We start from the raw sequence: 23386 nt of genomic DNA on the forward strand, positions 1-23386 counted from the left end.
ACTGACAGAAGAATGATCTAGATAATTCCTTAGTCATAGAAGCTGATTATTGATCAGACAAGACAAACAAATTTTACAATTGCAGATCAACAACAAAGAAACAGAGATTCAAGTGATTGGCCCTCTGGCTAAAAAGCTGCGTTGTTTAATAAAAGTCAAAGCCGGCAACCTTGGAAAAATCAATTATTCTGCTTCAACCAATATCAGTCTTGATCATCAACTTCGCCGAGTCCTCACTGAGGCCGGCATCCCCTTACTGCAAGCTTATCGAGTTATTCGGCTGCTTTCCGCTGATGTCCTGCTGCAGATTCTCAGAGCATATGACATCAGCGGAAAGCCAGATGGCCTAGTTTTGACAAGAAAATATTGAGTCAGCCCAACCAAGTAGCAAACAGTATAGACTTTTCCTGAAGCTCAGTTCGAGAGGCCTTAGAGGGTCGTAGCTATTGACGGCTTAGTTGCATAAGGCAACATGAGGACCAGTGTGTTTTTTGCTTTTCAAACAGTCCTCGTATATACTTAATATATACAAAGACATACGGGGGTTGACACAATGATTGGTGCCACAGTTAAAATTAGAAAATCCGGCAACTCAAATATTCTGACGCTGCCTAAAGAGATAAAGCCAACTGCCAAGGAGTTTACCGTTTTCCAGGGTCGTGATGGTGAAATTGTCTATACACCCAAGAAAACCAACCCTTTCAAAGATGAAAAATGGGTCCAAGCACACGAACACTTAACCCAAAAAGAAGCGTTTGGAGGTTCGGATTTTGACACCGAGTTCTCAGATTAACTACATTCCGGATCAGCAGGATATTATCTATATTGACTTCAATCCCTCCGTCGGTGAAGAAATTAGAAAACGCCGTCCAGCTCTCGTTCTCAGCAGCCAAAATTATTCTCGCGTGACTGATTTAGCTGTCGTCTGTCCAATAACAAGTTCCGAAGATAATCGTTTGAAAGATTTTTTCATTCCTGTTTCTGGCGCTTCCACCGTCCACGGCTATATCAATCCACTGCAATTTCATACTTTCGATTACAAAAAGCGTCATGCACAAAAAGTCGGTCTGCTTCCCACCTCATCTTTTATTGAGGCTAAACAGACTATTTTGGATCTTCTTGAATAGTGGTCATGAAAAGTTCCTAATTTAGGAACTTTTTTCTGTCGAAGGAGTTGAAAAGAAAAGTGATTGAATTCAAGAAGGACCAGTCCGAGTTAAATGACTGTTGCACTCTGTTGTGCAACACAAACGCAACAAATTGTTGCGCTTTTTTATGCGCCACATCAGGCTTTAGGAACTAGAATAAGGGCAATTCTAAGAAAGGAAGAAAAGAAAAATGAAAATGAAGAAGCATTCATTGTTAGCTTCAGCCTTGGTCGCAGTCACGCTGTCAACAAGTATCACACCACTGGCAGCCTTTGCGGATACTAGTAGTGAGGTCATAGGATCAACATCATCGCAACCAAGCGACAACGCTGTCATTATGCCATCTGTCGTTAAAAGTGGTTTTTATACTGAAGGGACTCATTTATTCGTGGATGGGGTTTATATTGGTGAGGTGCCAGCGACTAGCGTCATCACTGGCAGTGCCTCAGCTTTATCTGTGACTGCCAAAGCTGCCAGTACTTGGACGAAAGGAAAGACTTTTCATACTACACTCAAGACTTACACTAAACAGCAAGCTGCCAAAACATTAGGGAATGGCATAGCTACAACTATCACTGCTGCTTTAACGGGTCCTATCGGCGCTGGCGGCGGCATAGCACTCGATATTTATGGTTACTTTAGAACCTATTATGCAACGGTCTATCCTAACCACAAGACCCCCAAGGGCAAGTATGTATCTTATTATTACAGCTATAAGATAATCGGCAGTGGCGAAGTTGAATACGAAATCCACTATAATTTTTACAGGAACTCAAATTATACCAACCTGCAACTGAGTCTCGTTGAGGGTCCAGTTTATGCAGATTTGAATTGAGGTGATGAAGATGAAAAATACGAGTAAAAGAACTTGGCGTTTTTTATATGATGCTCTTTTATATCCACTATTGATTATCGTGGCGGCTGTCTTCTTAATTATGACTGCTCAGCTCTTACCCTTTACGGCTTCAGAAAAACTGACTATTTCTGTTACGATTATCCTTATTTTGTTAGTTGAAACAATTATCGTCACTTATCATCTTCTCAAAAAGGACGGTTTTATTGGTCGAAAGAAATCCAAAATAAAGGACTAAAGAACAGCAACGATGCAACACGATAAAAGAACTTGGCATTTTATCTTTCTAGCTATTGTGCTGCCAATCATGGATATGACTTTTACGACACTCATTGTGCTTTATGCCTTGCAAAGCCCATTTTCAAATCTAGCGAAAACTCAAATAATCATTATTATCTTGGCTATTTTAATTACGTCACTTGTTTGGGGGACCTATCACGATCTAAAAGAAGCAGGCTTTATCAAAAAGAATAAATAAAACCCAGAATGAGCCTTGTTTTGGACTAGGTTCCTGATTGGCACACATTCCAGAGATAAATAACCGACGTCAGAAAGTGATCTATCAGTTAAAAGCCATTGTGCAACAACTCGTTGCGCTTTCCAAGTACCATGATGGCTTAAACTACAGCCATCATTATTGGCAAGGCTGGTTCTATTTATGGGACAATTTGGTATGTGGAGTGGTAATGAACAATAAATTAGCACAAATCAGTCTAGCTATTTGCGATTATATTTTAAGAGGCTTTTTTATGCTTTGGGGTATATCGCTTTTGTTAGCGTATCGAAAGAATGTGTTTCTTGTGTTTACAGGCATCTGTATGGTAATTTTTAATTTATTGACTATGTTATTCGATCGAAACTATCACAAGCAAAAAAAATAATGTTAATGTCCTAAACTGGTAAACTGGGTCTTGAAAACATTAGTTGAATCAAAAGGAGCAAGCCTAATCAGACCAGAGTATCGAACCTACTAAGGTGCCATCATGGAAAAGACAAGCAAATTTCAGCTAATTAATTATGTGAAAGCCGTCTGTCAAACAGCCTTGTTCGTCTGGCTGTTGATAGGCTTAACTGTTTTTTTGATTCAAGGGCAATCAACTGTTTCACTCAATTCTGCTTTTGTCAGTTTTACGATTGCTTTTCCTCTATTGTTTATGAGACTGGACCATAGTTTCCAGCGTTTAGGCAAGACAAAAGCAGGCCTGATTATCTTCTTGTGTCTCTATCTGCCTACAGAAGCCTTAGCTATTTTTCATATTGATCATTGGACACTAGCTCCTCTTAGCTACGCTGCTGTCTTGGTGATCTGGATCATACTGAATTTGATTGTGGCCTTCGTTAGAAGGGCAAAGGCATCGTGATTTTGTGTCACTAAGCTGTTACGCAACACAAACGCAACAAATTGTTGCGTTTTTTTATGCGCCAAATCAGGCTTTAGAGAGGATAATGAAGGCAATTCTAAGAAAAAGGAGGAAGAAGAAATGACTTTATCAAAAGTAACAGTTATAGGTAAATGGACTGCTTTGAGTCTGTTTTTGCTCACCATGATCAGCGAGCCGAAAATACTGAGACCGACTAACTTAGCTAGTATCCCTTTTATCTTACTGATCTTATGGGGTGTGGCACGTTTTTATTTCTTATACAACAGTTATCGTCCAACTCGTCGCTTACTGTGGACGATCATCTCTGATGTTGTCGCTTTAGTCTTATTGCCAATCTCCTTCTTACAAATCCAGCCGGTCGGCCAATTTATGACAGGGCTCTTACTCTATTTGTCTTTTTATCTGTCGATCATGATCTTTATGCCTAGTCCAGCCTGGTTCAAAGCAAATTTTAAACACTGGTTTAGGAACTTGTTCTTCCTAGACCGTTACTAATTAAGACTCTATCTAGTGAGCCCATCTGTGGATGGGCTTTTCTTTTGTACACATGTACCAACCATGATTTAAATTAAAGGAGCGATTTATGTTTCTTAAAACAAGGGCAAAATTTTTTCTCATAGCACTATTCAGCGTGCTGTTTTATCTCAACTTTTCAAATATTGCACAAGCTGATGATATATTTGTCTATGATTTACAAAATAATCAAAGTCAAAGCTTTCGAGGTATCGATGATCAAGGAAATAGTGAGAGTATAACAGTCACTCCCGATACTGATACACCAAGCAATAACCGCCGCATCATCTTAGCAGCCAGTTTAGCCAATCGTAGTTATACGATCAGCAAGAACAGCTTAGGCTGGTCAGTCAGCTATCATATCAGCGTAAACAACGATCGCATCACCAGCGCCTACGGTTTAAAAACCTCAACTTCTTTAGGCAGCTTGCGTGATTCTCATCTGAGCCACTTGAGCAGCCGCGAAGCTCGTTGGACCGCCAATTATGTCCTGCCCATGTTTTCTACTAACATCTCCTGCACAGCAATAATTGCCAGCGGCCGGCTAGCAATTCGTTAGCGGTAACTGGTAATTCCCCAATTAAAACGGTCCGCAATGATCACAGCCAAGATAAACAAGTTAGTAAGCAAAGAAACAACAGAGATGAGATAGATCAAACGATAGTAACGATTGTTGGCTTTGTTTCTCTTTATCAGGATCGGAGCCGCTATTAAGCCAAAGGGCATAATCATAAAAGACACCAAAGCACACATTAATAAGAACAAGCCTTCATCGGGCTGCTGACAGTCTTAGCGACAGGCGAAGTGACTCCTGTCATATTGTCCTCGTAGTAGAGTTTTCTCAGCTTTTGAAGGCTGTCAGGGTCAGGTATGGTTCGGCCTTGCTCCCAACTCGAGACTGTCTGGCGGGTCACATTCAATTGATTAGCAACTTGCTGCTGAGATAGTTTATTTTTCTGTCTCTGTTCTTTCAGTTCCGGCCCAATTGCCATCTCGCTTCCCCCATCTTAAAAATCATTGTACTAATGAAGGCCCTTTGATGTAAATGCTTGCTGCACTTGGTGACATTTTTGTGTGGTATAAAAGTGCGAATAAAAAACAGCGTCATATCACGCTGTTTTATAAATATGCTGCCGACTGGCGGGTTCGAACCGCCGACCCCCGGTTTACGATACCGATGCTCTACCAACTGAGCTAAGTCGGCTAGACTTATTAGAATCTGCCCAAGCATTTCCAATAAAAAACGGTTGGCTGTGAAATCAACCGACCGCAAACTCCGACTGTCGGGCTCGAACCGACGACAACCTGATTAACAGTCAGGCGCTCTACCAACTGAGCTAAGTCGGAATAATCATGTTGCTGAACAACCATTTAAGTTTAGGGCATTTTCAAACGCAGGTCAAGCAAATTAACCCAACAACTTATTCTACTATAATATTCAAAAACAGTGGCCATCCTCATGACGAAAATCAGTTTTCATACAGGTCCTTTAACATTTCCTGCCGTTTATCATCATTGACATTCAGCAAACCAAAATAAAATAAATCAGTCAATTGTGTCACCCAGGTCTTCAGATCAATTCCCTGAGCCCAGCGGCTATTCTTCGGGTCGGCAAAATAACTGGTCCAAATCTTAAAATACAGCATCAGCGATTGATCACTGATTCGCGAAGCGATATAGCCGCTGCTTCGAACCTGGGCGATCATATATTGCCAAAAAACGGTCAATTCCTGTTCATAATAGTCATAAATCTCATGATCGCCATTTTGCCCTTGGTATTCGGCGACAACATCTTCAAAAAACATTTTGGAGAACTCCTGCGTCTCTTGTTGGGAAAACTGAATGACTTTTAAGAAATTTTGCGGCTGATCGACAGACAAATCAGATAGGGCTTGTTTCATATTTGCCAATTCACGCTGGATCAAATCTTTCAGTAAAGCCTTAAAAAGCAGCCGCTTGGAAGCAAAATATTTATATAAAGTCACTTGCGATACGTGAGCTGTCTGGGCAATCTGACTCACTTTGGCAGCTTGATAACCAGTCCGATTGAAAACAGCATAAGCAGCTTGTAAAATTTTGTCCCGTTGCTGGGACTTATTTTTTTCGCGTTTTCCTGACATGACTGCACTTATTATATCGCTTAACTGAGCTATTCATCAAAAAAGTGAACTTTAACAATAAAATATTTCATTTTTTATTGACTTTCTGCACAAAACAGTCCAAGATATTCTCGTCAGCGGAAAGGACAAGAAAATGGAAACAGTTTTGCATATTAAACATCTACAAAAGAATTTTGGTAAAACGCAGGCTTTAAAAGACATTAGCTTCGATGTACATAAAGGCGAGGTCTTTGCTTTTATCGGCCCCAATGGTGCTGGAAAATCGACAACCATCCGAATTGCGTTGGGATTATTAAAAAAATCCGGCGGCGAAATCAGTTTGTTTGGCAAGGATGTCTTTAAAAACCCAGTCGAAATTCACAAGAATCTCGCCTATGTGCCCGGAGACGTCAGCTTGTGGCCGAATTTGACCGGTGGTCAGACGATTGATCTGCTTTTAAGGCTCGGCGGCCAAAAGCGTTCGCACAAGACGCTGGACTTAATCAAAGAATTTGATCTTGACCCTGGCAAAAAGAATCGTACCTATTCTAAAGGAAATCGGCAGAAGGTCGCCTTGATTGCGGCTTTCTCAGCTGATGTCGACTTCTATATTTTTGATGAACCGACCAGCGGCCTTGATCCCTTGCAGGAATTGAATTTCCAACAAGAAATTCTAAAGCTGAAAGCAGCTGGTAAGACAATCCTGCTCTCATCACACATCTTGTCGGAAATTGAAAAAATCGTTGACCGTTTGGCCATCATTCGACAGGGCAAAATCATCGAAGTTGGTGCTTTGGCTGATTTGAAACATCTTTCTGCTTTGAATGTCAGCGCCCTCGTCAAAGAAAAAGCGGATAAGCTGGCTGCAGTGCCTGGGGTGCGAGCTTTCAAACAAGATGGCAGCCGGATTAATTTCACGATTGACCGCGAACACCTGTCAGAAATGATGCAGGTGCTGGCGACTCTCTCCGTGACAGATTTACAGGTCACACCACCAAGCCTAGAAGAATTATTCCTCCACTTCTATGATGGTGGCCAAAAGAAGGTGAGCTGATGTTTGCAAACATGTTTTCAAAAAACGGCTTAATCTTAAAAGCAGCACTCAAGCGAGACAGCACTTTTATCATCGTGTGGATCTTAGCAATTGCGGCCACGCTTTTAGCCGGCGCCAGCAAATTCAACGGCATTTACGGAAATAGAAAAGCGATCGCGTCTATCATTGTTACTTTAAAAACACCTGCCATGACATCCATTTTTGGTGTACCGCCAACAGGCGGCAACATCTCGACGGGTCAAATTTTTATCGCTATGATGCTTGTCTTCACAGGGATATTCACAGTAATCCCAAATATTTTATTGGCCGTTCGGACCACACGTGCCCAGGAAGATAAGGGTGTTACAGAAATCATTCGCGCAACAGCTGTAGGCAGGCTGGCGCCCTTCTCAGCTGCTATTTTAGAAATAATCATTTTTAATTTGATACTGATGATTATTTCTTACCTGTCCATATGGGCTGCCAATATAACCGGTATGACCTCTGAAATGATTTCGCTTTTCTCCTTAGAGACGGTTTTAGTCGGCTTGATGTTTGGTGCAGCTGCCTTGTTGGCAGCTCAAATATTTAATAGTTCCCAAGCTGCCAATTCCGCCAGTTTTATCTTTTTCGCTATCTGCTATACAGTCCGTATGGTGACTGATGTCAGCGCAGTTAAATGGACCTGGTTATCCCCATTCGGATGGGTCGAGTTAGGCAAAATCGGGACACAAAACGATCTGACAGTCGTATGGCTGATGCTTGCCTTGACCGTCGTGTTTGCCATCCTGACTTTCCAAATTGCAGGCCATCGCGATTTGAACGCTGCTTTGATCCAAAGCGGGCGCGGACCAGTAACTGCACCGCGTTTCTTATCCAATCTCAATCGCCTTTCCTTCTACCTTCAAAAGTACATCGCTCTAATCTGGATTTTTGCCAATGTTGCTACCACCGCCATGTATGCATCAATCTTCCCGCAAATCAGCGATCTACTAAAAATCAATCCCAGCATCGCTCAAATTATTGGCAGTGATCAGGTCAGACAGGTCAGCAGCCAGATCCTGCTGCAGTTTATTTCCATGATAAGTTACTTTCTTATACTATTAGCGATCATCCCCGGCATCCAGATGATTGCAAAAATCAATTCCGACACTGCAAAAGGTCTTACGGAACTGGTTTACGCCAAGAAGACTTCTCGTGGCGGACTACTCCTGAGTTATGTCCTACCCGCCTTGACCACGACCATCTTAGCTGATCTCGGTGCGGTATACACAATGGCGTTGATAGGAAACGCCTTGTTAAAACACAATCTTCCCATTAGCCATTTCAACGAATTGGCACTTGGCCTGATGCCGGGTATTTTGACCTTCTTAGCTCTGGCACTATTCTTAATTGCTTGGCTGCCTAGAATTGTGTCAGTCTTATATGCCTACTTAGGACTGTCTTTCTTCCTGCTTTATTTTCACAACATGCTAAAACTGCCGAACTGGGTTTTGACCGTCACACCATTAGGCTGGATGCGTGATTTGCCGATTAAAAACATCGACTGGCCATTATGGTGGCTGCAATGGATCATCATGATGATACTAGTCGTCATATCTGCTTGGGGTTTTTACCGTCGCGATCTAATTTAAAAAGGCTCTGTTATCGCAGAGCCTTTTTATTTATAATCAAAACAGCGACGCATACAGTGTACTAGTAAAGAAAGAAGGATTAATGCCAAATTTATCAAATAAACACAAGAAATTTTTTATCAACTTATTATTAGCAACCAGTTTTACATTTTCGATCAGTCAGTCAGCTATGACAACCATTTACCCGACTTTAATGCAGCGTTTTTCTGTACCGATTGCAAGTGTCCAGTGGTTAACGACAGGCTTTATGCTGATCATGGTCTTGATGATGCCTTTATCGCCTTGGTTTTTGAAAAATCTGCCCTTTAAAAATTTTTTGTTAGCTTTACAGCTTATTTTTATGGTTGGCACCTTAATTGCAATCTACGCACCAAACTTTGATCTGCTGATGGTAGGCCGCTTATTAGAAGGCATCTCGGTCGGACTCTTATTTCCCAGTTTCCAGTCTGTGATTCTATCGATCACACCATCGGAGAATCGCGCCGCTCAAATGGGGGCAGTCGGATTGGTGATGGGTTCTGCGTTAGCTGTTGGACCAATTGTCTCCGGTGTCATTTTGCAGGCTTTTAATTGGCAATCCGTTTTCGCTTTTTTCTTACTAGTCCTGCTGGTCTTATTTCTGCTGTCCCTCAAATATATCAGTAATGTCATGCCGAAAGAACCTTATCATTTCGACTGGATCTCCTCTTTATCTTTAGTGGGGCTGTTAATGGTCTTATACGCTTTGCAAACATTATCTTCAGGTATCCGTGTCTGGCTGCTCATTTTATTAATTGCCGGTCTTCTACTAACTGCTTACTTTGTTTATCGGCAGCTGACAGTCAAAAATCCCCTCTTGGATTTGCATGTACTAGCCAAGTCTGCTTTTCGGCTTGGCATGTTTCTGACGGCTGGATCCTATATCGGTTTAATCGTGACAACGGTTTTAATGCCGCTGTATTTTCAAAGAATCCTGAATTTGAATAGTCTATGGTCAGGCCTTTTAATGGTGCCGGCGGCGTTAAGCTTAAGCATTTTGAACCGCCGCTCGGCCAAGGTCATGGCAAAATTTGGTCTGAAACGCACCATGCTGATTGGTGCGTCCATGATCTTTATTGGCTTCGCAGGTCTTTCATTAATCGTTGAACTGAAAAACTGGTTGTTTGCCGTCATCTTTGCCGCATTGGTTGAATCAGGAAACGCCTTTATGATGATGCCGGCCGTCACTTATGCAAACAACGCTTTAGATGATGACTTGATTCCCCACGGCACTGCTTTGATAACCACAGTTAGACAAGTAGCAGGCGTCATCGGTGTCTTAATTGTGAGTCAAGTGCTGTCCGTAGTTTCTCGTCCTAGACAAGTCTCAATGATCGGGATGCTGGCTGCTTTGATCGTATGTAGCGTCTTTGCTGCGATTTTGTTGTATCTGGTCTTGCGGATTAAACGGCAAAAAACCACTAATGTTTAATCTTTATTTTGGATTATCAGCATTAATCTTTTTTGCAAGTTCATCTATCTTTTTCTCCAAGCGGTCGACTGTCACTTGCAAATCGGCTGTTTGTTTACGATGAGCACGAACATGTTTATGAACACTAGTGCCAACACCAGCCGCAATGGCCGCGCCTAAGGCCGACAGGACATTCGTATAATTGCCTAGAATTAACTGGCTCGTATTCGATGGTTCAAGAAACTTGAGTTGCGGAATTAAACCCAAAATTCCGAAAATAACGAGATAAACAAACAAAAATAAGAAAATCGCGATCGATATCGGACTAGATAAAATCCGTGGAATGGCTTCTAAAAATTTATTAATTGTTGATTTCTTCTGCATGCAGCCTATTTTAGAACAAAAACCTTGATAAGGAATCATCAAGGTTTTTAAATACTGTTTTAATTTCTCATTGTTGGGAACAGTAACACATCTCGAATTGAAGCCTGGTCAGTCAAAAGCATCACCAGACGATCAATACCAATCCCCAAACCACCCGTTGGTGCCATACCGTGTTCGAGGGCTTCAATATAATCTTCATCAATCGACTCAGCTTCGTCATTACCATTTTCACGTTCAGAAGCTTGGGCTTCAAAACGCTGCCGTTGATCAATCGGATCGTTCAGTTCCGTGAAAGCGTTGGCATACTCGTTACCGGCAATATAAAGCTCGAAACGTTGAACGAAATCCGGATTGTCATCTTCTTTTTTAGCCAACGGACTGACTTCCAAAGGAAAATGATAGACAAAAGTCGGTTCGATCAAGGTCTTTTCGACAAAGGTATCGAAAAATTCAGAAATAATATGGCCGACACCCCAGAAGCTCTCATATTTAACATGATTATCATCAGCTAATTGACGGGCATCATCTAAATCCATCTTTTGATCGAAATCAATGCCGGTCTTTTCTTTGATCAAAGCAGTCATCGACTTTTTAGCAAAAGGTTTTGTGATATCTACCTGATGATCTTTATAAGTAATCAGACCATCTTCATTAACTGCCTGAGCAGCGGCGCGAATAATATTTTCTGTCTCGATCATCACATCTGACAAATCCCAATAAGCAGCATAAGATTCAAGCGTGGTAAACTCAGGATTATGAGTTGTATCCATACCTTCGTTACGGAAAATCCGGCCAATCTCATAGACACGTTCCATACCGCCGACAATCAATCGCTTTAAATACAGCTCTGTTGCAATTCGTAGGTACATATCAATATCCAAAGCGTTATGGTGTGTTACAAATGGACGAGCAGCGGCGCCACCAGCAGAGTTTTGCAGAATTGGTGTCTCAACTTCTATAAAGCCAACCGAATCCATATAATCGCGAATGGCTTTGACGATTTTCGACCGTTTGATAAAGATATCAAAAGAATCCGGATTTGCAATCAAATCCAAATAACGTTTGCGATAACGTGTATCAATGTCAGTTAAACCATGGAATTTATCAGGCAATGGCCGCAGTGCTTTTGACAGCCAAGTAATTTTGTCAACCAAAACCGTCGTCTCGCCAGCATCAGTCTTCATAACCTGACCAGAAAAACCCAGAATATCACCTAAATCAGCACGACGCAGAAGACTATAGTTTTCGCCCAAGTCATCACGACGTGCGTAGATTTGAACTGTTCCGCTGACATCTCTGATGTCAGCAAAAATAACCTTGCCAGCACCACGCTTGGCCATCATACGACCAGCAATAATGACATGTTTTTTGGCCTCAGATAGTGATTCGCCGCTTTTATCATCTGCAAAATTATGAATATCTTTTGCATATGTATCTCGTTCGAAACGATGGCCAAAAGGATCGACACCCAGGTCATCTTTTAAAGCCTGCATTTTTTGCAAACGTACTCTGAGTTGATCATTTAATTCTTTATCTGCTTTTTCTACCATAAAATCCCTTAAATATACCTAGTCTAGTGTATCAGAAAGCCAGGCCCTTCCCCATGCTTGATTCCGTATTTCATTATTTTCCTGCTGCAAGAATCGCTTTCAATTCCTCTTCACTGAATTGATATTTGTGCCCATTAAAACGATCAACGATTTCAGCACCGTGATCCTCAGCAATCATGGCTGTTAATTCAGTTTTCGGTAATGTCCCCAAAGCGTCTGCATACCATTTTTTGGGTAAGGGTGCTGCCAAGGTGACCGGAATTTTATCCAAAATCGTCATCTTTGTCTGTCCAAAAAATTTAGCAAAAATCTGTTCCGCCTGCAAGCCTTCTGCTAGCATTGACGAAATATTGGGTAATCTGCCTAAATGCTGTTCCAATAAGTTCAATTCATTATCGCTGGCACCCGGCATGGTTTGGATCAAAAAACCACCTGCCCGCTCAACCAAATTCTTAGAGTTAACAAAAACAGAGACACCGACTGCGCTTGGAATCTGCTCGGACTGCGCGAGATAATAGGTAAAATCATCACCAATTTCACCAGTTGTTAAAGCAACTTCGCCGGTATAAGGCTCCAACCCAGGCTGCACTTTCGTTAACCGCAGGCTCCCATTCAAGCCGACAAGGACGGGCACATTGGGTTGGCCGTCCGCTCTTTTAGCAACAGATGCCTGAGGATTAGTCACGTAGCCTCGCAGCTGCGCCTGGGCATTTGTCTCCGTAACAATTTGGCCAATCGGTCCACGGCCGTTGATAGCCACGTGGATCTGATCCGAACCCTTTAAAAGAGACGTACCGGTCAGAGCCGTCGCAATCAGTGCACGCCCTAAAACCGTCGTCGCGTCTGGACTGCTATGATGTATTTCAGCTGCTTTTCTTACCAGATCTGACATATCCGTCAGATAGGCGCGAAAGTGCCCATTGTGTGTGACGCTTTTAATCAAATAATCCATATCAATTCATAAAAACGCGGCTGTTTAAAGTCGCGTTTTCCTTACTTTTCATCTTTATCTTTTGTATCTGTATCATCATCAGTCTTAACAGGCTTTTTAGGAGCAGCCTTACGGCGAGGACGCGGTGTCGTTGTACTTGTTGTCTTTTTAGCCCTTGGTTTTTTAACTACAGGTTTAGGATCAGCGGGTGCGTTGGCATCATCTTTATTATCCTCTGATTGGTCATGTGAATTGTTCTTCTGTAATGCAGCTTTAGATTCTTCATATGACAGCGGTCGTGCATCAACATTTTTCGTTGCTGCCAAGTCGCTTGGAACTTCACCCGTCTCATACAATGACCTGATTTGTGCCTCATCCAAAGTCTCATATTTAAGCAGCGCCTCAGCAATCGCCTTATGCTGATCACGATGAGTTTGAATAATGTCGACAGCCTTTTGATAAGCCTCTCTAGTCAAACGACGCACTTCTTCATCAATCAATTCACTAGTCTTTTGCGAATACGGTGGGTTAGGATTATTCGGATCTCCGATAAATGCGTTAGCATTGCCTTCCAGCTGAACCATCCCTAATTTATCTGACATACCATATTGCGTAACCATTTCCCTGGCAATCTGTGTTGCCTGCTGAAAATCATTTGACGCACCGGAACTAGCTTGCTGATTAATAATCATTTCAGCAGCACGGCCGCCCATTAAGCCAGCCAATTCTTCTTTAGCGTCCTTTTCGGTCATCAAATACCGTTCATCTTTAGGCATCATTAAAGCATATCCGCCAGCGCGCCCACGAGGGACAATCGTAACCTTACGGACAACTTGTGCATCATTTAGAACCAAGCCGACAATAGCATGCCCGGCTTCATGATAAGCAACGGTCTGTCGTTCAATTTCGGTCGTCTTGCGGTCTTTTTTAGCTGGACCGGCAATCACACGATCTTCAGCTTCATCAATGTCGGCAGCTGTGACAGCTTTTTCGCCATTTCGAGCAGCCAATAGAGCAGCCTCGTTCAAAAGGTTTTCCAAATCAGCACCGACAAATCCAGGTGTCTGCTGGGCAATCACTTTCAAATCAACATCATCGGCCATCGGCTTATTCTTAGCGTGTACGCGTAGAATAGCTTCTCGGCCTTTAACATCCGGTGCACCCACCAAAATCTTCCGGTCAAAACGACCAGAACGGAGCAAAGCCGGATCCAAAACATCAGAACGGTTCGTAGAAGCCAGAACAATGACGCCTTCATTACCCTCAAAACCATCCATCTCAATCAAAATCTGATTCAGGGTCTGCTCACGTTCATCATTGCCGCCACCCATACCAGCACCACGGCGCCGGCCAACGGCATCAATTTCATCAATAAAGATAATCGATGGTGCAGCTTTTTTGGCATTTTCAAATAAATCACGAACTCGGCTGGCACCAACACCGACAAACATCTCCACAAAATCAGAACCGGAGATACTGAAGAATGGTACTGACGCTTCCCCGGCAACCGCTCTGGCTAGCAAAGTCTTTCCAGTTCCTGGAGGTCCTTCAAGCAAAACACCCTTTGGTATACGAGCGCCTAAACTAGTAAATTTCTTTGGATCCTTTAAGAATTCAACGATTTCAACCAATTCCTGCTTTTCTTCTTCTTCGCCTGCAACATCAGCAAAACGTACTTTATTCTGCTTCGGATCTGAAGGTTTGGCCTTGGAACGGCCAAAACTCATAATTCCGCCAGGTCCACCGCCAGAACCGCCTTGACCCCGCTGTCCGCCAAGCATCATCCAGTAAAGCAGCGCAAATAGAATCAGCGTTGGGACAATCATCGTCAGCATCGAGCCCCAGAAATTCGACGGAGCAGGCCTTGGATTAATCGCAACCCCGGCTCGGCGAGCAGTGTTCGTAATCTCTTTTAAGCTTGAGTCGTTAGGCAGTACGTAAGCGGTAAAACGCGTAACCGTTGCCTGATAACCAGAAATCAGGCTAACACCGCCATTATTCTGACTAGACTTCTGTGCCTTTTTAAAATCGCCGGAAATCGTATAGACACCACTATCTCCAGGCTGAATTGTAAAATCTTTAATTTTATTGGTCCGCAGCTGCCTTAAAAAGGCAGTCGTCGAAAGATGTTTGACATTACCATCACTCCGTCCGAAGAAACTATAGATTAAGAAGATAATCGCTAGTATCACAATGGCGTATGATAACGAACTACGGAAGAATCCGCGATTCTTATTCTGCATATATTACCTCGTTTACGCTAACACAATATTTTAACATTCCTAGATACAAACAACATTAAGAATAGACTTCTGGGTTCACAACACCGATAAAAGGCAGATTCCGCCAAACTTCTTGGTAATCTAATCCGTAACCGGCTACAAATTCATTTGAAATTTCAAAGCCGATATAATCGGCTTTCACCGCGACTTTATGTCCCTGCTGTTTATTTAGCATCGTGGCTGTTTTAACAGACTTTGCGCCGCGATCTGTTAGCAAAGAGATCAGGTATTGTAATGATAATCCAGTGTCGACAATATCCTCGACTAGGATAATGTCGCGCCCCCGTACATCAGAAGTCAAATCAGTTCTCAAAGTAATGGCGTTAGTCGACTTGATACCGCCATGATAACTGGCAATATCAATGAAATCCATCTCAACATCAATTGAAATATTTTTAAAGAGATCACCTGCCCACATGACAGCACCCTTTAAAACAACAACCAAAATAGGCGTTTTGCCGGCATAATCATGATCAATTTGTGCCCCAATCCGTTTGGCAGCATTTTCGATTTCATCGTGATCGTGGAGTATTCTTGAAAAACGGGGATCTGTATCAGTCATTTTATTGTTTTTATGTTAACACGAATCAGGCAGGGACAACAGCCAGTCTTATTCGTTTTCCTTTCTAACTTGAATTTCATCATGATGCTTGATTAATGATACTTGGCCGGCTAACTCGATTCTCCCATTTGGCGACTGCTTATTTTTCAATAAAGCCTCAAATTGGTCGATCTGAGAGCGCTTGATCGGTAAATCAGGTGCTGACTCTTTTACCCAGAGCTTTAACATTTCAAACAACTGGTCTTCTTTCAGATGCTTAATCTGCTCTGCAAAATCAGCGATGTGTTCGACTGCTTGAGGATTGATTTTTTCCAGAGCCGGCAGAACCACTTGGCGGATCTGATTTCGGCTCGTGTAGTCCGGGTCTTGGTTGCTGGGGTCTTCGATCCATTCAAGTCCTGTCGATTTGGCATACGCGTATAAATCAGCTTTTTTGATATTTAATAAGGGCCTGACAACACGGATATCAGAAGAGTTGTTTAGAGGACGCGACCAATTCATGGCAGAAATTGTTTCCCAGTCTCCCCCCCGGATCAATTTTAACAAAGTCGTCTCAGCCTGATCATTCGCATGCTGAGCTAAAATAATCGTCGAAATTCCCAGCCTGCTGGCTACTTCTTCATAGAATCGGTAGCGAAAATCACGCGCGGCGTTTTCGATACCTGAAGTTGGATGCTGAGAACGCGGCCAGATCTTATGGAATACCTGCAATCCGCGGCTTGCAAACTGACGATCAATTAATTCTTTCTCTTTAAATGAATCAGGTCGCAGTTGGTGATCAACATGGGCTAAAAAAAGATGATCAGATGGCTGGCTTTCATATTTAAAGAGCAAGTTCGCTAAAACAGTTGAATCCACTCCGCCAGAAATCGCCACAAGAACTTTATCGCGTCCGGAAAAAAGCCGATGGCTCTGGATATTCAATTGAAATTGTCTGTAGAGACTCTTCATATTAATAAAATAACAGCAAAAAAACTGTTATTTTGTGTCGCTTCCAGCAGGCAGATTAAAAATAACTTCGCCTTTTTTGGAATATTGATATTTATCACGTAAAACCTGTGCGAGGTAATCAGGCTGTTTGAGATTAGTCAACACAGTTTTCAATTTGCCGTTTTCACCGCGAGTACGATCCAATTGCCGATTAACTTGCCGCAGCTGGGCTAAGGCTGCATTCAGTTTGACAGCTGAAGACAACAGATTGACGGAAAAAATCACAACAAAGAAAATGCCAAGGCAGGCAATTAACCGGCGACGGCGAGCAATCTCTTTATGATAATGTCTCTCGCGAGCTTGGTTGGGCCCTTGTGCCCGACGGATTTGAGCAGCGGTATCAGCTTGCACCACATGCAAAGCAGGACCTTGCGGTTCTGTCTTAGGATTGACCCTTTTCGTTTGTCTAGCTGCACCGTTCCTCATCGCTTAAAATCAATATCGCACAGGATTCCAATGATAAAAACTGCTTAAGAAAATCGCAAATAAATCTTAATAATTCGCCACGGACAATCACCCTTCAATTTCGAACTAAAAGCTTTTGGCTGCTAATAGCAACCTGTATGAGACTCTCATTTGACAAAGCTGTATACGCATTTTATAATCCTTGCAAAGATGAGTATTGTCCTATTCCGATAAAGAGAACCGCGCGAAGCTGAGAAGCGGTCGGCCACAGAACAAGAAGATGGTCTTTTGATGCAATCATACTAGCGAACGGCAATGGCTGAATATTTTTTGCGCAAGCTAGTGTCGGCTTTTGCCCGTTAGCGCAATTAAAAAAGTGGGTGCAAGTCATGCATCAATGAAGGTGGTACCACGGTTTTCCGTCCTTTATCGTTTTTATACGATAGAGGATTTTTTGTATCTATTTGTGTCAGGCAAACATGGCTGGCCTGATGAAGCTTCAAAGTTAAAGGAGATTTTAATGGTTACATTTGATGAATCAAAAGTGTTAAAACAACTGCCCCAACAGTTTTTCGCCCAATTAGTTAAGAAAGTCAACGCAAAAATTACGACTGGCGCTGACGTGATTAATTTAGGCCAAGGCAATCCTGACCAGCCGACACCTGATTTTATTGTCAAAGCCATGCAAGAGGCAACAGCTGAGCCGCAGAATCATAAATATTCCCAATTCCGTGGCGATCCTGAATTAAGGCAGGCTGCAGCAGATTTTTACAAAAGAGAATACGGTGTTTCTTTGGACCCTGATAAAGAGATTGCAATCTTAGGCGGTTCTAAAATTGGATTAGTGGAGCTGCCCTTTGCATTATTAAACCCTGGGGACACGATGCTTTTGCCAGATCCGGGTTATCCAGATTACTTGTCCGGTATCGCGCTGGCTTCAGTCCGTTTAGGGCTGTTTCCCTTAAAAGCAGAAAACGGATTTTTGCCTGACTATGACACCTTCGACCCGGATTTGGCAAAAAAAGGCAAACTGATGTACCTGAATTATCCGAATAATCCCACCGGTGCCGTTGCCAATCCTGAATTTTTCCAAAAAACAGTCGATTTTGCCAAGCAAAATCAGATCGGCGTTGTACATGATTTTGCTTACGGTGCGATCAGCTTTGACGGACAAAAGTCATTGAGTTTTTTGCAGACACCCAGTGCAAAAGACGTTGGCATTGAAACTTATACTTTTTCTAAATCCTATAACATGGCCGGCTGGCGTCTGGGCTTTGCTGCCGGAAATGCCGACATGATTGAAGCGATCAACCTGCTTCAAGACCATCTTTTTGTCAGTGTCTTCCCAGCTATCCAAAAGGCTGGTATTGCTGCTCTAAAAAGCGATCAGCACACAGTTCATGATTTGGTGTCATTATATGAAAAACGCCGTAATCAATTCTTTGCCGCTGCTAGAAAAATCGGCTGGGAGCCTTATCCTTCGGGTGGGTCTTTCTACGCTTGGATGCCCGTACCAACAGGCTACACGAGTGAATCGTTTACAGACCTATTGTTAGATAAAGCAGCTGTTGCCGTGGCACCAGGGATCGGTTTTGGTAAAGGGGGAGAAGGTTTTGTCAGAGTCGGCTTGCTGATTGATGAACCTTATTTCACCGAGGCCTGCCAACGGATTGCGAAATTAAATTTGTTTTAAACACTAAATAGAGAACTCATAATCTAAAAATAGATGCAGAGATGAAAAACATATCCATAGCAGTTTAATGGATCGAAGAATTATCAGAATTTGATTCCGATGAAAGCAAGTCATACATCTCCCCTGCATCGTTTTTCTTCACAATTTCTGAAGTATCGGTAATTTTAATTGTCAAAATACGGGTGCCGAATGAAAGTACCAAGACATCCCCGATCGTCACGCTTGCCGAAGATTTGACAACTTTGCCATTGACTGTAACACGTCCCTGGTCAGCAAATTCTTTGGCCAAGGTGCGTCTTTTAATCAGGCGGCTGACTTTTAAATATTTATCCAAACGCATGTTGGATCTCCTTTGCAGCCGATTCGAGATAATCGGTTATTTTTCCTAAATAGGTTAGTTGCGGATCTTTGTTTAAAATGACGGTTAATTCTAATTGATCATCGATGGCTTTGACGCGAACCTTATAAGGCAGGTCCTGCAAGGTTTTAAAAACAGTCTCGCCAGCAAGTGCTCGGCTGGCTTTTTTGCTGAACAATATCCGGACTTGAGTCCCGTCGCCACGCAAATTAACAACATTAGCCAAATCAGCGGCATTTTTCAAACGCGCCAGCGCAAACAGATTTTCAACCTGTTGAGGAATTGCGCCAAAACGATCGATCAAATCCTGACGGACTTCGTCAAACTGTGCCTGGTTCTGAGACTTTCGGATCCGCTGGTACATCTCGATTTTCTGAGATGAATCACCCACATAGTCCTCAGGCAGCAGAGCCTCAATGTCCAAAACAATTTCAGCATTAGTCTGTATGGCTTTTTTGTGTTTGCCTTGCCTGGCTGCTACGGCCTCTTGCAGCATCTGCTGGTATAGTTCATAACCAACAGAATCGATAAAGCCGTGCTGCTGTTTGCCCAATAAATCACCGGCACCACGAATTGACAGATCGCGCATGGCCAATTTAAAGCCGGATCCTAGCTCCGTGAAATCACGAATGGCTTCCAGGCGTTTTTGAGCATCTTCAGTCGGTTGGCGATCAGGCGGAAAAGTGAAATATGCATAGGCTAGACGGTTAGAACGACCGATTCGGCCGCGTAATTGGTAAAGCTGCGACAAACCAAAACGCTGTGAATTCTCGACAATCAACGTGTTGACATTCGGAATATCAACACCTGTCTCGATGATCGTAGTCGTGACCAGCACATCATAGACGCCGTTTAAAAAGTCCATCAAAACATTTTCTAACTGGGTTTCGTTCATCTGACCATGAATATAGCCAACATTGGCATCAGGCACCAGACGTTGTACTTCACCAACAGTCCGTTCAATGTCCTGAACACGGTTATGCAGGAAAAAGACCTGTCCACCGCGTCCAATCTCTTTTTCCATCGCATCAGCAACGACTGGCCAATTACTTTCCAAAACATAAGTCTGAATCGGAAAACGGTTAGCTGGTGGTGTCTCTAGGACTGATAAATCACGTGCGCCGACAAGCGCCATATTTAAAGTACGCGGGATCGGTGTCGCTGTGAGCGTGAGGACATCGATACTGGCACGCAGCTGTTTGATCTTCTCTTTGTGTTTGACGCCAAAACGCTGCTCTTCATCAATAATCAGCAGGCCCAAATCATCAAAAACCACATCCTTGGACAAAAGACGATGAGTCCCGATAACCAGATCAATTTGGTGGTCTTTGATCTTTTTAATAGCCGCTTTGTTCTGTGCCGGCGTATTAAAGCGGGACAAAACAGCAATCCTGACATCCGGAAAATCGGAAAAACGTTCCAAGGCCGTTTCGTAATGCTGTTGGGAAAGGATAGTAGTCGGCGTCAAAAATGCAACCTGTTTGTGATCATGAATCGCTTTAAATGCAGCACGCAGGGCGACCTCAGTCTTCCCAAAACCAACATCCCCGACCAGCAGGCGGTCCATCGGCTTGGCTGACTCCATATCGCTTTTGATCTCTTTAATCGAACGCAGCTGGTCAACAGTCTCTGGGTAGGCAAAATCATTATCGAATTTGTCCTGTGCTTGATCATCAGCAGAGAAGGCAAAACCGCTTTCGGCTTCGCGCTTGGCGTATAAAGCAATCAAGTCATCAGCAATATCTTCGACTTTGGTGGCCACCTTGTGTTTTGTTTTGGCCCAGTCGGTTGAATTCAAAGAATTGATTTTAACTTTGCCCTGATCGCCGCCAATGTATTTCTGAACTAGGTTCAGGTGTGTTATCGGTACGAAAATCTTGGCGTTTTGTGCATAAGCCAGTGTCAAATAATCTTGTTTGCCGCCATTGGCTTCCAGTGTGGTTAAACCTTCATAGCGTCCGATACCATGATTAACATGTACTACATAATCGCCAACCTTGAGTTGGTTATAACTGGTAATTCTTTCGGCATTAGAAAAAGTTGCATGCCGCGGAATTCGCTTTTTGACTTTGGCGAACAATTCCGCTTCGGTTAGAACAACCAATTTCTGATCCGGCAATTCAAAACCGCGTGATAAAGCACTAACTTGTAATTGGGCCGTACCGGGCAATACCTCATCAGTGATAGCAAAATTCATATCAAAATCGTGCAAAGTCCGCTGCAAGGACAACAACCGTTCATGAGAAGCAGCAGCCAAGACCACGGTGAATTCTCGCTTACGATAAGAATCAACATCAGCTTTTAGGGCCGGCATCTGGCCAAAATACTGCTGCATCGGTCGGGTCAATAGAGTTTGTTTGGCAGTAAAAGCCAGGCCAACCAACCCACGGGTTAAATTACTCAAGAAAATTTTCGGATTGTGAAAACGCTGCAGTTTACCGGTAATATTCTGCTGTGATTTCTTCAAAAGATTAGTTGCATCAAGCTTGATTTTTAAATCAGGTAGGAGCCGAAACTCTTTTAAAGCATCAGTCATCCATTGCGCATCTTTTTCCTCTTGAAGTTTGGCCTGTTCATTAATTCTGGCGAAATCATCAATGAACAGCAGGTCGTCTTGCTTAGCATACTCTAAAAGCGAGTGTGTTAAAAAGAACTCAGCAAAAGGTAAAAGACCGCGATCAAAGCCGCTTTCCCTAGAACGAGCCAGTAGAGGGTCAAAAAAACTTGTAATTTTCTTCTTTTCGATCCCCTTCAGAGAATCACGGTAGGCAATAAAAGCATTTTGCAGTGTTTGCAAATCTGTGGAAAAATCAGCTTGTGACAGAAGGAAGTCCGAAACTGGAAACACAAAAACATGCTGGATTTTGTCCAAAGATTTTTGTGAATCGGCATCAAAAGTCCGCATAGACTCAAGCTCTTCATCGAAGAAATCCAAGCGTACAGGGCTATCCATATTGATCGGATAGATATCAACAATCTCGCCTCTGACCGCAAATTCACCAGGACTCGCAGCCAATGCTTCTTTGCGATACCCCATCTCGATCAATCTGCCGGCCAAATCCGCCTGCACATAGGTGTCCGATTTTTTAAGATCCAAAACAGCAGACCGAAAAACTGCCGGATCTGGATAACGACGCGTCAAGGCAGCTAAAGGCGCAACAATCATGGCTGGAGTGTTAGACTGCATGGCTCGCAAGGCCAAAACGCGACTCAAATCTGCATCGCGCGACGCAATCGCTGTTTCCGTCGCCAAGGATTCTTCTGCTTGAATTTCAAAGACATTATCCTGGCCGACGAGAGCTTCCAGGTCACCGCTAAGCCGATCAGCACGGAATTGCGTGTCTGTGATAATTAAGCTGTTTTTTTCCTGTTTTTCAGCTTTTAAACGCACAAAAACCCCAGCGGCTAACGCGGCCTTGGGGGTATCGTCAATGCCTGAAATAAGTTGCGCCGTATCCGGGCTGCTTTGGTTCAGGACTATACTTTCAGTCAAAGGCAAACGACTGATAAAATCTGTCAATGCGCTCATCATTAATTATTGTAACGATTCGTAATTGTATTCAGTGCAATGCCCTTAATAAAATCCTCTGACGCTAAAACGGCCTGGTCAATCTGGGGCTGAACCAAGTCCATTTGCGGTTTTGTGAAATCACCCAACACATGATTAATGACAGCCTGTGCAGCATGAGCGGGCCTCCCTGTGCCGATACGGATTCGGACAAATTTCTGACTCCCAATAGCTGATTCGATTGATTTCAAACCATTGTGTCCGCCTGATGCACCGCTTTTTTTGATACGCAGCTGACCATAATCCCGATCAATATCGTCAACAAAAACGATTAAATCATCTAGCCCGGCGTCAAAATAATGCATCACGGCCTCTACGGCCAGACCAGAATCATTCATCATCGTTGTCGGTTTAACCAGATATACTTTTTCAGATGCCACAACAGCCGTTGCGATAAATGCGTGCAGATTTTGTTTCAAAGAAAAGGTTGTATTGAGTCGCTGTGCGAGTTCGTCCACCGCCATAAAACCGACGTTATGCCGATTATGTGCGTATTTTGCACCAATATTTCCCAATCCTACGATAACTTTCATCATTTATTTATGTGACCCATCCCTTCTCAAAAACGGTTT

27 protein-coding genes and 2 tRNA genes are annotated in these 23386 nt (G+C 43.0%); 14 read left to right on the forward strand and 15 right to left on the reverse strand.

The window, feature by feature from the left end:
* The first annotated feature begins 49 nt into the window (after positions 1-49).
* From ABF487_RS02040 to ABF487_RS02085, 10 genes are all read left to right on the forward strand, one after another.
* Positions 50-370 carry a hypothetical protein gene (locus ABF487_RS02040; RefSeq protein ID WP_415634330.1) on the forward strand — a complete coding sequence of 107 codons (321 nt, stop codon included), beginning with the start codon at positions 50-52 and terminating at the stop codon, positions 368-370.
* Between the two features lie 183 nt (positions 371-553).
* Positions 554-793, forward strand: a complete 240-nt coding sequence (gene mazE / locus ABF487_RS02045; protein WP_007744700.1) for a type II toxin-antitoxin system PemI/MazE family antitoxin — start codon at positions 554-556, stop codon at positions 791-793.
* The gene (locus ABF487_RS02050) at positions 771-1127 is read left to right on the forward strand and encodes a type II toxin-antitoxin system PemK/MazF family toxin (protein ID WP_007744701.1); all 357 of its coding nucleotides are present in this window, start codon (positions 771-773) and stop codon (positions 1125-1127) included. Before mazE ends, ABF487_RS02050 begins: the two co-directional genes overlap by 23 nt.
* A 211-nt stretch (positions 1128-1338) precedes the next feature.
* Complete coding sequence (locus ABF487_RS02055; RefSeq protein ID WP_263779132.1) at positions 1339-1983, forward strand: hypothetical protein; 645 nt, start codon at positions 1339-1341, stop codon at positions 1981-1983.
* 10 nt (positions 1984-1993) lie between these two features.
* Complete coding sequence (locus ABF487_RS02060) at positions 1994-2239, forward strand: hypothetical protein (RefSeq protein ID WP_415634331.1); 246 nt, start codon at positions 1994-1996, stop codon at positions 2237-2239.
* A gap of 12 nt (positions 2240-2251) precedes the next feature.
* Complete coding sequence (locus tag ABF487_RS02065) at positions 2252-2479, forward strand: hypothetical protein (protein WP_415634332.1); 228 nt, start codon at positions 2252-2254, stop codon at positions 2477-2479.
* Positions 2480-2516: 37 nt separating this feature from the next.
* Positions 2517-2882 carry a hypothetical protein gene (locus ABF487_RS02070; protein ID WP_415634333.1) on the forward strand — a complete coding sequence of 122 codons (366 nt, stop codon included), beginning with the start codon at positions 2517-2519 and terminating at the stop codon, positions 2880-2882.
* 102 nt (positions 2883-2984) lie between these two features.
* Positions 2985-3362: a hypothetical protein gene (locus ABF487_RS02075; protein WP_415634334.1), complete on the forward strand. Its 378-nt coding sequence runs from the start codon at positions 2985-2987 to the stop codon at positions 3360-3362.
* A gap of 120 nt (positions 3363-3482) precedes the next feature.
* Positions 3483-3878 (forward strand): hypothetical protein, encoded by a 396-nt coding sequence (locus ABF487_RS02080; protein WP_415634335.1) that lies wholly within the window; start codon positions 3483-3485, stop codon positions 3876-3878.
* A gap of 88 nt (positions 3879-3966) precedes the next feature.
* Positions 3967-4455 carry a DUF5626 family protein gene (locus ABF487_RS02085; RefSeq protein ID WP_415634336.1) on the forward strand — a complete coding sequence of 163 codons (489 nt, stop codon included), beginning with the start codon at positions 3967-3969 and terminating at the stop codon, positions 4453-4455.
* Here the strand turns inward: ABF487_RS02085 and ABF487_RS02090 are convergent.
* From ABF487_RS02090 to ABF487_RS02110, 5 genes are all read right to left on the reverse strand, one after another.
* A complete protein-coding gene (locus ABF487_RS02090; RefSeq protein WP_415634337.1) occupies positions 4452-4628 on the reverse strand; it encodes a hypothetical protein in 177 nt (58 codons plus the stop codon). The genes ABF487_RS02085 and ABF487_RS02090 overlap by 4 nt on opposite strands.
* 20 nt (positions 4629-4648) lie before the next feature.
* Positions 4649-4888: a helix-turn-helix domain-containing protein gene (locus ABF487_RS02095; RefSeq protein ID WP_415634338.1), complete on the reverse strand. Its 240-nt coding sequence runs from the start codon at positions 4886-4888 to the stop codon at positions 4649-4651.
* Positions 4889-5027: 139 nt separating this feature from the next.
* A tRNA-Thr gene (locus tag ABF487_RS02100) sits at positions 5028-5100 on the reverse strand.
* 70 nt (positions 5101-5170) lie between these two features.
* A tRNA-Asn gene (locus ABF487_RS02105) sits at positions 5171-5243 on the reverse strand.
* Between the two features lie 122 nt (positions 5244-5365).
* The gene (locus tag ABF487_RS02110; RefSeq protein WP_415634339.1) at positions 5366-6016 is read right to left on the reverse strand and encodes a TetR/AcrR family transcriptional regulator; all 651 of its coding nucleotides are present in this window, start codon (positions 6014-6016) and stop codon (positions 5366-5368) included.
* Positions 6017-6149: 133 nt separating this feature from the next.
* Here ABF487_RS02110 and ABF487_RS02115 point away from each other — a divergent pair, with 133 nt between their 5' ends.
* The 3 genes from ABF487_RS02115 (at position 6150) to ABF487_RS02125 (ending at position 10112) form a co-directional block, all read left to right on the forward strand.
* A complete protein-coding gene (locus tag ABF487_RS02115; protein WP_415634340.1) occupies positions 6150-7049 on the forward strand; it encodes an ATP-binding cassette domain-containing protein in 900 nt (299 codons plus the stop codon).
* Complete coding sequence (locus ABF487_RS02120; RefSeq protein ID WP_415634341.1) at positions 7049-8662, forward strand: ABC transporter permease; 1614 nt, start codon at positions 7049-7051, stop codon at positions 8660-8662. Before ABF487_RS02115 ends, ABF487_RS02120 begins: the two co-directional genes overlap by 1 nt.
* An 82-nt stretch (positions 8663-8744) precedes the next feature.
* Positions 8745-10112, forward strand: a complete 1368-nt coding sequence (locus ABF487_RS02125) for an MFS transporter (protein WP_415634342.1) — start codon at positions 8745-8747, stop codon at positions 10110-10112.
* 3 nt (positions 10113-10115) lie between these two features.
* Here ABF487_RS02125 and ABF487_RS02130 read toward each other — a convergent pair whose 3' ends face one another.
* From ABF487_RS02130 to ABF487_RS02160, 7 genes are all read right to left on the reverse strand, one after another.
* Positions 10116-10475: a hypothetical protein gene (locus ABF487_RS02130; RefSeq protein ID WP_415634343.1), complete on the reverse strand. Its 360-nt coding sequence runs from the start codon at positions 10473-10475 to the stop codon at positions 10116-10118.
* 59 nt (positions 10476-10534) lie between these two features.
* Positions 10535-12025: a lysine--tRNA ligase gene (lysS, locus tag ABF487_RS02135; protein WP_415633454.1), complete on the reverse strand. Its 1491-nt coding sequence runs from the start codon at positions 12023-12025 to the stop codon at positions 10535-10537.
* A 73-nt stretch (positions 12026-12098) separates the two neighbouring features.
* Complete coding sequence (gene hslO / locus ABF487_RS02140; RefSeq protein WP_007744711.1) at positions 12099-12977, reverse strand: Hsp33 family molecular chaperone HslO; 879 nt, start codon at positions 12975-12977, stop codon at positions 12099-12101.
* Positions 12978-13018: 41 nt separating this feature from the next.
* Entirely contained in the window at positions 13019-15199 is a 2181-nt protein-coding gene (gene ftsH, locus ABF487_RS02145) for an ATP-dependent zinc metalloprotease FtsH (RefSeq protein ID WP_415625469.1), read from the reverse strand.
* 55 nt (positions 15200-15254) lie between these two features.
* Entirely contained in the window at positions 15255-15800 is a 546-nt protein-coding gene (gene hpt, locus ABF487_RS02150) for a hypoxanthine phosphoribosyltransferase (protein ID WP_415625470.1), read from the reverse strand.
* Between the two features lie 48 nt (positions 15801-15848).
* Positions 15849-16751 (reverse strand): tRNA lysidine(34) synthetase TilS, encoded by a 903-nt coding sequence (gene tilS / locus ABF487_RS02155; RefSeq protein ID WP_415625471.1) that lies wholly within the window; start codon positions 16749-16751, stop codon positions 15849-15851.
* Between the two features lie 27 nt (positions 16752-16778).
* Positions 16779-17216 (reverse strand): FtsB family cell division protein, encoded by a 438-nt coding sequence (locus ABF487_RS02160; protein ID WP_415634344.1) that lies wholly within the window; start codon positions 17214-17216, stop codon positions 16779-16781.
* Positions 17217-17715: 499 nt separating this feature from the next.
* Here ABF487_RS02160 and ABF487_RS02165 point away from each other — a divergent pair, with 499 nt between their 5' ends.
* Positions 17716-18888: a pyridoxal phosphate-dependent aminotransferase gene (locus ABF487_RS02165; RefSeq protein WP_415634345.1), complete on the forward strand. Its 1173-nt coding sequence runs from the start codon at positions 17716-17718 to the stop codon at positions 18886-18888.
* Positions 18889-18952: 64 nt separating this feature from the next.
* Here ABF487_RS02165 and ABF487_RS02170 read toward each other — a convergent pair whose 3' ends face one another.
* From ABF487_RS02170 to pth, 3 genes are read right to left on the reverse strand one after another with little or no spacing between them, the layout of a single operon-like run.
* The gene (locus tag ABF487_RS02170) at positions 18953-19228 is read right to left on the reverse strand and encodes an RNA-binding S4 domain-containing protein (RefSeq protein ID WP_007744719.1); all 276 of its coding nucleotides are present in this window, start codon (positions 19226-19228) and stop codon (positions 18953-18955) included.
* Entirely contained in the window at positions 19215-22778 is a 3564-nt protein-coding gene (gene mfd, locus ABF487_RS02175; RefSeq protein ID WP_415634346.1) for a transcription-repair coupling factor, read from the reverse strand. The genes ABF487_RS02170 and mfd overlap by 14 nt, the downstream gene beginning before the upstream one ends.
* The gene (gene pth, locus ABF487_RS02180) at positions 22778-23350 is read right to left on the reverse strand and encodes an aminoacyl-tRNA hydrolase (protein WP_007744727.1); all 573 of its coding nucleotides are present in this window, start codon (positions 23348-23350) and stop codon (positions 22778-22780) included. Before pth ends, mfd begins: the two co-directional genes overlap by 1 nt.
* Positions 23351-23386: the final 36 nt, after the last annotated feature.

The sequence above is a fragment of the Oenococcus sp. genome, from assembly GCF_047725585.1.
In the GTDB taxonomy this organism is placed as follows: domain Bacteria; phylum Bacillota; class Bacilli; order Lactobacillales; family Lactobacillaceae; genus Oenococcus; species Oenococcus kitaharae_A.

What these genes read in the sequence shown, in the direction of transcription:
- ABF487_RS02075 (WP_415634334.1), top strand. Translation starts at nt 2,985, where the DNA reads ATGGAAAAGACAAGCAAATTTCAGCTAATTAATTATGTGAAAGCCGTC.
- ABF487_RS02055 (WP_263779132.1), top strand. Translation starts at nt 1,339, where the DNA reads ATGAAAATGAAGAAGCATTCATTGTTAGCTTCAGCCTTGGTCGCAGTC.
- ABF487_RS02165 (WP_415634345.1), top strand. Translation starts at nt 17,716, where the DNA reads ATGGTTACATTTGATGAATCAAAAGTGTTAAAACAACTGCCCCAACAG.
- ABF487_RS02065 (WP_415634332.1), top strand. Translation starts at nt 2,252, where the DNA reads ATGCAACACGATAAAAGAACTTGGCATTTTATCTTTCTAGCTATTGTG.
- hslO (WP_007744711.1), bottom strand. Translation starts at nt 12,977, where the DNA reads ATGGATTATTTGATTAAAAGCGTCACACACAATGGGCACTTTCGCGCC.
- pth (WP_007744727.1), bottom strand. Translation starts at nt 23,350, where the DNA reads ATGATGAAAGTTATCGTAGGATTGGGAAATATTGGTGCAAAATACGCA.
- mazE (WP_007744700.1), top strand. Translation starts at nt 554, where the DNA reads ATGATTGGTGCCACAGTTAAAATTAGAAAATCCGGCAACTCAAATATT.
- tilS (WP_415625471.1), bottom strand. Translation starts at nt 16,751, where the DNA reads ATGAAGAGTCTCTACAGACAATTTCAATTGAATATCCAGAGCCATCGG.
- ABF487_RS02160 (WP_415634344.1), bottom strand. Translation starts at nt 17,216, where the DNA reads ATGAGGAACGGTGCAGCTAGACAAACGAAAAGGGTCAATCCTAAGACA.
- hpt (WP_415625470.1), bottom strand. Translation starts at nt 15,800, where the DNA reads ATGACTGATACAGATCCCCGTTTTTCAAGAATACTCCACGATCACGAT.
- ABF487_RS02170 (WP_007744719.1), bottom strand. Translation starts at nt 19,228, where the DNA reads ATGCGTTTGGATAAATATTTAAAAGTCAGCCGCCTGATTAAAAGACGC.
- ABF487_RS02080 (WP_415634335.1), top strand. Translation starts at nt 3,483, where the DNA reads ATGACTTTATCAAAAGTAACAGTTATAGGTAAATGGACTGCTTTGAGT.
- ABF487_RS02090 (WP_415634337.1), bottom strand. Translation starts at nt 4,628, where the DNA reads ATGATTATGCCCTTTGGCTTAATAGCGGCTCCGATCCTGATAAAGAGA.
- ABF487_RS02110 (WP_415634339.1), bottom strand. Translation starts at nt 6,016, where the DNA reads ATGTCAGGAAAACGCGAAAAAAATAAGTCCCAGCAACGGGACAAAATT.
- ABF487_RS02085 (WP_415634336.1), top strand. Translation starts at nt 3,967, where the DNA reads ATGTTTCTTAAAACAAGGGCAAAATTTTTTCTCATAGCACTATTCAGC.
- ABF487_RS02060 (WP_415634331.1), top strand. Translation starts at nt 1,994, where the DNA reads ATGAAAAATACGAGTAAAAGAACTTGGCGTTTTTTATATGATGCTCTT.
- ftsH (WP_415625469.1), bottom strand. Translation starts at nt 15,199, where the DNA reads ATGCAGAATAAGAATCGCGGATTCTTCCGTAGTTCGTTATCATACGCC.
- ABF487_RS02130 (WP_415634343.1), bottom strand. Translation starts at nt 10,475, where the DNA reads ATGCAGAAGAAATCAACAATTAATAAATTTTTAGAAGCCATTCCACGG.
- ABF487_RS02125 (WP_415634342.1), top strand. Translation starts at nt 8,745, where the DNA reads ATGCCAAATTTATCAAATAAACACAAGAAATTTTTTATCAACTTATTA.
- mfd (WP_415634346.1), bottom strand. Translation starts at nt 22,778, where the DNA reads ATGATGAGCGCATTGACAGATTTTATCAGTCGTTTGCCTTTGACTGAA.
- lysS (WP_415633454.1), bottom strand. Translation starts at nt 12,025, where the DNA reads ATGGTAGAAAAAGCAGATAAAGAATTAAATGATCAACTCAGAGTACGT.
- ABF487_RS02095 (WP_415634338.1), bottom strand. Translation starts at nt 4,888, where the DNA reads ATGGCAATTGGGCCGGAACTGAAAGAACAGAGACAGAAAAATAAACTA.
- ABF487_RS02115 (WP_415634340.1), top strand. Translation starts at nt 6,150, where the DNA reads ATGGAAACAGTTTTGCATATTAAACATCTACAAAAGAATTTTGGTAAA.
- ABF487_RS02120 (WP_415634341.1), top strand. Translation starts at nt 7,049, where the DNA reads ATGTTTGCAAACATGTTTTCAAAAAACGGCTTAATCTTAAAAGCAGCA.